Origin of the sequence: Ruminococcus sp. AM31-15AC, assembly GCF_003462045.1 — a bacterium.
Classification (GTDB): Bacteria; Bacillota; Clostridia; order Oscillospirales; family Ruminococcaceae; genus Hominimerdicola; species Hominimerdicola aceti.
On record NZ_QTYG01000020.1, the window covers coordinates 38,114 to 44,887 of the forward strand.

Below are 6,774 nucleotides of genomic sequence, written 5' to 3' on the forward strand. Positions count from 1 at the left end.
ATAAATTTATAGTTTAGTTAACTACATAGACATTTCCCTTTATGGCGATTTCGTTTATTATGGCACTACGGTTCAAATCTTTTTGGGACAATAAAACAATACCTATAATATTAATATCAGATTGCTTAATAGTATCTTTACCTGTATTAATACCGTTTCTTATGTTTTCAAATTCGTCTTCCAAATAAGCGTGTTTATCATTTATTATATTAACAAACTTATCTAATGGTGAAATGAGCTTTTCGCCAGCATAGAACAACGGGATACCATACACTCCTCTTTCGTCATTTTGAGGATTTTGAATCGTTGGTAGTGTTGAATCAGAATCATTGTAAGTATCGACCCAAAGCCATGTCACTGTTCCGTATTCACTATATTCATCTATTACAGATGATATATCTGATGAATTGATTGCATTCTTGAATGATACATATATTTTGCCTTCGCCAAGGATTGTTGAAACATCATTATCTTCTTCTGGCGTGGGGAGAAAAAAACGTTGATATTGAGAAGAATCATTTTCTTTAATAAGACAATTAGGAAAGTCTGTATTTGCGTTTACTCCGCTTGTGCCTGTCAATAAGCCGATTTTTTCAAATATGAATTTCTGATCAAGACTCACTTTTAATCTGAATGTAAATTTGTTAGTGTATTCTGTTGTGCTAAAAGGATAACTAAGAATAGAGTATTGATATTCATTACTGCTCTTTTGCTTGATGTCAAGCTCATTTCCATTTGGACAGCTTATATAATAATAATCTTGTATATCTTTATTCATTTGAGTCATCATTTTATCTCTGTTGTGATACTTAGATAAAACAAAAGTGCCTGCCGTAACTAATAATGATATAATTATAATTATAATTGTTTTTTTCATTGCTTCAACCTCTACTTCAAGGCTGGACACCGCTTATAAGCTGTTCATTATAAAAAACAATTATTTTATCATTTGGCAATAGCTGTTCTGTTCCCATTGAATAATCATTCGATGTATCCCAATTAGACCAATCTGCTGCATTTAGTCTAAAATGGATTACAAACTGTTTATTAGGTTGAAGTTCAACATCGGTATTAAATTTGATTTTTGCATATGTATTTCCGTAATCGTCATTAACAAATTCACAAACCGAAGTATTACCTAAGTATTGATTATCTACAGCAAGCCAGTCGCAATGGTATTCAAGGTTTTCTTTATTGTCTGCATTAAATACATAATTTATAGTTATATCACTCATTTTTAAAGGCTTGTCAGAGTTGTTAGTTATAACTATATTGGGATTTATAGTATTTGAGTTACTAATACCTGCATTGCAAGATTCTACTGTTATTTCAGGTGATTTCTCATCATCTTGAATTACCCCTGGATTGATAGTTGGCGTAACAGTTGTATCTATTTCACCATCATTATCAAGATCAATGTTAATAAAAAATGAACCATCTGATAAATTTAAGAATAATACAGATCCACTATTCACAGAGATATTGGTATACAAATAGATGTTTCCATCAATATTGCACATAATATCAGTGTTTTGATCAGCAAGTGAATTGATTTTACAATCATAATTATCATCAGCAAATTGAGCCAGTAAAATCGGATTGCCAACTGATGTTAAAGGGTCAAATTTAAAATTATTCCCTTCATGAACCTCTGAATTTGTGTAATAATATGAACAGGTTTCGTTTGAAAAGAATAAATCAAAATAACCTGAAATAGCAAGCTTATTTGAAAGTGTCTTGGTTTCTTCTATGGCATTAGATGTAAGATTGTTATTTGCCATTTTTGTTCTCATGGGCAGCTTCATAAATGATTTTGTATCTTTTATGTTTTTTAATATCTCATCTATGCATTCCTGACTCTGTATTAACCCCATATGATCTTGATCAAAGATTTTTATATCCAAAAGATCGTGATTAAAATTCATTGTTGCACTTTCAATTGGAACTACACTATCGCCAATACCATATTCTGGAACGAATTGCAATCCTCTATCGCCAGGACAATGTTGAATAGTTGAAATGGTATTTCTATTACTTCCTACTAATGCTATTCTTTTCAGATTATTAGTATTGTTTTGGGATATTTTTATGCGGCTATGGTTATATTTTCCATCTATCCAAAGATAATTATTATAATCATCAGAAATCAGCTCATCAAATTCGTCAAATGTAAAATACGTAAAATTGCCGTTATCTATAAAATAATCATACCAATGATCATAAGTTCGTTTATATGAATATATCCACTGCCAGTCATCTGTATAATCTTTATTTGGCAACAAATCATAACAACTGCCTAAATTCACCAAAACACTTGGAAGTTCAAATGAAGTAAATAATGATTCTGCTACCCCGAGTCCTCCTATGATATATGATAAATCACCAGTGCTTAAAACGCAAAGCATCGTTGGCGCACCCCAAAATGGTGTTCCGGCAGTTATTTGTTTAGAAATATTATCAGCACCATATTCCGAAATGTATTTTTCTGTAACAATACCACCCATACTATGTGCAACAAAAACTACCTCATTATAATCACTAATAAGATCATGAAGATTATTAGCCGTTATTTGCGCTCCCATTCTCCAATCATACGGGAAAAATAAGATATCATACTTATCAGAAATATCAGTATCATTATTTAGTGATTCAATTATTCCTTTATAAGTATCATCATATCCATAATTATTAACAGGATATAATTCAATATTACTATTACCGTAGTAATCGCATTTGAGCGACTGGAACGCATTGTGAATTTTTTTAACATCATCAAAGTTACTTGGCTGTTCAATCCAAGATCCCCATACACTTTCATCATTTGATGTTTTTGCAAGATCTATTCCCATTATTCCCGGTACTACTACAACGGCTCTTTTCAATTTAGGAATTGTTATGTTTTTGGTTATTCGCTTTACTTCTGTATCACCGGTCTTGGCAACTTTGTATGATAATTCAAAATCCAATTTTGCATTTATATCAGAATTATGTTTTGAATCTGTTGGAACTATAAATTTCAAAGGAATTGAATAGCTTTTACTTGGCTTTATTACCGAATAATTGTGTGTAAGTGAGGTTCCATACTTTGGTTCAAGGTTATCAGCAGTGATTTTTATCGATACATCTGTCGCATCGCCATCTCCAATATTATCCAAATATACATTTGCATTTATATCATCATAATTAAAATTGGAAATACTAACCTTATTATCAGCGTATACACTTAATGCTAACGGAGGAATTAAATTCTGTTCTAACTCACTCAATCCATAATAGGTAACAAATTCTCGTGTTTCACCACTGGTGAAAGTATCTTTGTTCCATGTGATGGATACTGCACTATCTCCATTAGATCGTCCTGGCTGAGTCACATAATCCCATAGCGTACTTGTTACATTTCCCCAATTAGTAAATTGTACTTTATCAGGTTTTCTGTCTCCCGATTTGTAGAATGTACCTTGTGCTACTACACCGGGATTAGTTGCGGAATCAAAGGCTTGCCATATTTGCGGAATATTAGAACCTGAATATACGGTTTCAGTTGTTACATCAGATCCGTTTACTCTGAATGGCGCAGCATCATTACCACCGAGCATAGTGTCCATCATAATTCTTATGCCCACTTGTTTGGCGTATTCTGTATCATTTTTGACGATATACTTAATCTTAACAACATCATCTCGTCCAGTCGCCGAATTCTCAATAATAGATAGTTCTTGTGTGACATCAACACCATCATAAGAAGCTTTGGAAACACTTTTAGAACCATCAGCATCATAAGTTACATTTGATGATGTAAACTCATTTATGCTTTCACCAACAACAATTGTTGTTTTTGATGTTCCTCCACCCGGATGACCGAAAAGCATCTTTTTATTATCATCAGTTGAACTGTTAGGGTTTCCTCCTATTGTACCAATAGTATAGTGACCATTACTTGCAGTGTTGAACTCAATGTAGTCATTTGCTATTAAAGTATTATTTTTGAGAATACTTTTAAGCATTCTATTTTGGGGAACACTTACAGCAGAACTTGCCAGATTTGATTTCCATTCTTGGTACTCTTCACCATTAGGATCTAACGTTGAGTAATATTGATATTCGTCAACATAATCATCGGCAAAAGCAGGTAAACTCGTAAGCATAGTTGTAGATAACGCAATACAGCTAAGACCTGCCACGATACGTTTCAAAATCTTATTCTTAACCATTTCATACCACCTTTCTGCAACACACAGTTGCCAATTATTTCTTGTTTACATAGTTTCTCAGCTCTTCTGGCTCTACAGGTTGTGCGAACCAATGGAAGCAAGCACTCGGAACTGATGTGGTAGCTACCACCAGCGCAAGAGCCGCCAGTGCCGTAGAAGCCTTCTTTGCTATGCTCATCAGCTTTTTCATTACAAATCCCTCCTTTCAAACAGTTCAGATAAGTCAGGCTCTTTCGGTTGATAAAACGTAATACCGCAAACGCTGCCATTTGAGATATACAGCACCAGCCTTACAAGAGCAAGAATTACAATCGCCAAAATACTCCGTTTTTCTCTTTCCTTATCATCGTTTACTGTTATCACCCCGATTCAAAAAGTGACCGAGCAGTGCCATGATTGCTGACAGCAGCATTCCGCTTGATACATAAAGGCTTAGTTTTTGATATTGGAATACAAGCAGTGCAATCGTGACAACGGATAGGGTAACAGCTAAGATGCAGCTTCTTTTCCTTAGCTTGACACTCTTTTCCTCTGACATCGGTTTATTCGGATGCGGAACGGGAGCAATACATAGAATGATTGGTAATGCTATCATTATGAAACTGATGCTGAATATTGGCGTAATATGTCCGCTTACATTGCAAATGCCGTAAGAGAAAACCATCATCACCATGACAAGCGTGAACATACAACTAAGATGACTGTTAGCGTGAAACCCACCTACAAACTGTCTCAACCCCATAAATACGGCTATGAATACAACAACCGCAGGCAGCGTATGGGAAAACAGAGCAATCAGCAGGACGATAATGGTATTCAGCACATCAGAGATCAGCAGCTCCATTCCATATGCGTAGATCACCTCTTTGGATTCTTCCGTTATGTTCTGAACCACAAAAAAGTGTGCTATGCTTTTTGCAAGTTTTGAAATCATTTCTGAATCACTTCCTGCAAAAATCATAACACAAGTTGCAAATTTTTTCAATAGGTTTTGAGAAAAAAGGTCTCAAAGTGTCCCCAAATGTCGTCTTCTTGTCCCGAAATGCAAATAGTTAAATTTGTAAACAATTACGAACCATAATGTTCAGCTTAAAAATTCCGTCATCATAATCGAAACTTACTAACCCACCCAATCTATCAACGGAGGATTTGATACTGTTTATCCCTATGCCGTGAAGCCCTTGTTCTTTCTTTGTTGATGTTAAAACAGATGTATCTACCTTATCTGATGTATTTGTAATGACAATAAATAGCTTCTCTCGTTCTTCCATTAGGCTTATCCAAATATGCTTATGTGATACACCAGCTCTCTGGCAACCTTCTATTGCATTGTCAAGAGCGTTTCCGATGATACGGCACAACTCCAATTCGTCTGCCTTGATATTTGTTATGATATTGACCTTGCAAATAAACTCTATACCGTATGTCTGAGCAAGAGAACCCTTGATGTTCACAATAGAATCGACGGCATTATTACCAGTATAGCAGAGTCTGTTAGCAAGCCTTACAAATGAGCTTAGCTTGACAAGATATTCCTTAGCAGAATCAGTATCATTGTTTTCCAACATATCATTCAGAACTAAAAATTGATTTTCAATATCGTGTTTAAACTCTCGTACTTGCTTGTATGACAGGGTAAGCAGCTTATAGTTTTCCTGTTCCTGTTGCTTTATTGTTTCAAGGTATTTTAACTTTATCTTATCTTCAAAACTTTCAAAGAAATTAAACATAGCAAGGTTTATAAAGATAATTCCTGCAAGAGAAACGCCCAAAGAAACATAACTATAAGTGTTGCTGCCAACAAATCCATCAAGCATTGTTTGTAAAAGAAAAATACTTATGATTGGAATAACTATTATCAATATCCAATATTTTATCGGCAGTTCACGAATTTTTTTGTTTATTATGCGGTGCATCAATCCTATAAGCCATAAATAAATTATATTTGTGCCTACCATTCCGAGATAACGTCCTAAACCAGACTCTAAGAATTCATCTGGTGTTCCCATATTAGCAATGCAAAGTAATCCAATCACAATAGGTTCAGATATAGATATAATCAGTAAAAACAATATGTTCCAAAATATTTTATGACGGATTGAATCATCATAACAAATAAAGGACATGGAGCTAATAAGAATAATGGTTGTAATCAGATACACTAAAATATTATCTGTCAACAAAACTGTCGCTGACAGTATTACAGTAGAAAGAAGATACGACAGATAAAGAACTGCTTTATTAACTTTTGCCTTACTCAACAAGGAAAAGTATAAGAATACCAACATCATTTCAATTGCTACATTGACAATCTCAATGATATTTTCAATCAATACGGGCAACTCGATCATCTCCCTGTTGCATAGTTAAGATAGTAATCCTGTATAATAAAACTTGACACATACAAAACAATCAAAGTATAATAAAAACAAAGGAGTGTGTCATCAATGGGAACAGGAAAACAATATGATGAAGAGTTTAAAAAGCAGGCAATAAAGCTCGCAAAGGAGATTGGCACCAAGGCAGCAGCAGATGAGCTGTGCATCCCCAAAGGGACGCTGGG

At 34.4% G+C, this 6,774-nt stretch carries 6 protein-coding genes; all 6 read right to left on the reverse strand.

Features of this window, described 5'->3' with window-relative positions:
• Positions 1-13: 13 nt before the first annotated feature.
• The 6 genes from DW793_RS07510 to DW793_RS07535 all read right to left on the reverse strand — a co-directional run bounded on the left by DW793_RS07510 (position 14) and on the right by DW793_RS07535 (position 6,553).
• Positions 14-877, reverse strand: coding sequence for a hypothetical protein (locus tag DW793_RS07510; protein ID WP_022127262.1), 864 nt, complete (start codon positions 875-877; stop codon positions 14-16).
• A gap of 16 nt (positions 878-893) precedes the next feature.
• Positions 894-4,211, reverse strand: coding sequence for a lecithin--cholesterol acyltransferase (locus tag DW793_RS07515; protein ID WP_022127261.1), 3,318 nt, complete (start codon positions 4,209-4,211; stop codon positions 894-896).
• A gap of 34 nt (positions 4,212-4,245) precedes the next feature.
• Positions 4,246-4,401: an AgrD family cyclic lactone autoinducer peptide gene (locus DW793_RS07520; protein ID WP_022127260.1), complete on the reverse strand. Its 156-nt coding sequence runs from the start codon at positions 4,399-4,401 to the stop codon at positions 4,246-4,248.
• Positions 4,401-4,574: a cyclic lactone autoinducer peptide gene (locus DW793_RS15920; RefSeq protein WP_227220844.1), complete on the reverse strand. Its 174-nt coding sequence runs from the start codon at positions 4,572-4,574 to the stop codon at positions 4,401-4,403. Before DW793_RS15920 ends, DW793_RS07520 begins: the two co-directional genes overlap by 1 nt.
• Positions 4,555-5,145: an accessory gene regulator ArgB-like protein gene (locus DW793_RS07530; RefSeq protein ID WP_022127259.1), complete on the reverse strand. Its 591-nt coding sequence runs from the start codon at positions 5,143-5,145 to the stop codon at positions 4,555-4,557. The genes DW793_RS15920 and DW793_RS07530 overlap by 20 nt, the downstream gene beginning before the upstream one ends.
• A gap of 118 nt (positions 5,146-5,263) precedes the next feature.
• The gene (locus tag DW793_RS07535) at positions 5,264-6,553 is read right to left on the reverse strand and encodes a sensor histidine kinase (RefSeq protein WP_157864625.1); all 1,290 of its coding nucleotides are present in this window, start codon (positions 6,551-6,553) and stop codon (positions 5,264-5,266) included.
• Between the last annotated feature and the right edge of the window lie 221 nt (positions 6,554-6,774).

Excerpts from the sequence above, each read along its gene's own strand:
- DW793_RS07510 (WP_022127262.1), bottom strand. The coding sequence starts at position 877 with ATGAAAAAAACAATTATAATTATAATTATATCATTATTAGTTACGGCA.
- DW793_RS07515 (WP_022127261.1), bottom strand. The coding sequence starts at position 4,211 with ATGGTTAAGAATAAGATTTTGAAACGTATCGTGGCAGGTCTTAGCTGT.
- DW793_RS07520 (WP_022127260.1), bottom strand. The coding sequence starts at position 4,401 with ATGAAAAAGCTGATGAGCATAGCAAAGAAGGCTTCTACGGCACTGGCG.
- DW793_RS07530 (WP_022127259.1), bottom strand. The coding sequence starts at position 5,145 with ATGATTTCAAAACTTGCAAAAAGCATAGCACACTTTTTTGTGGTTCAG.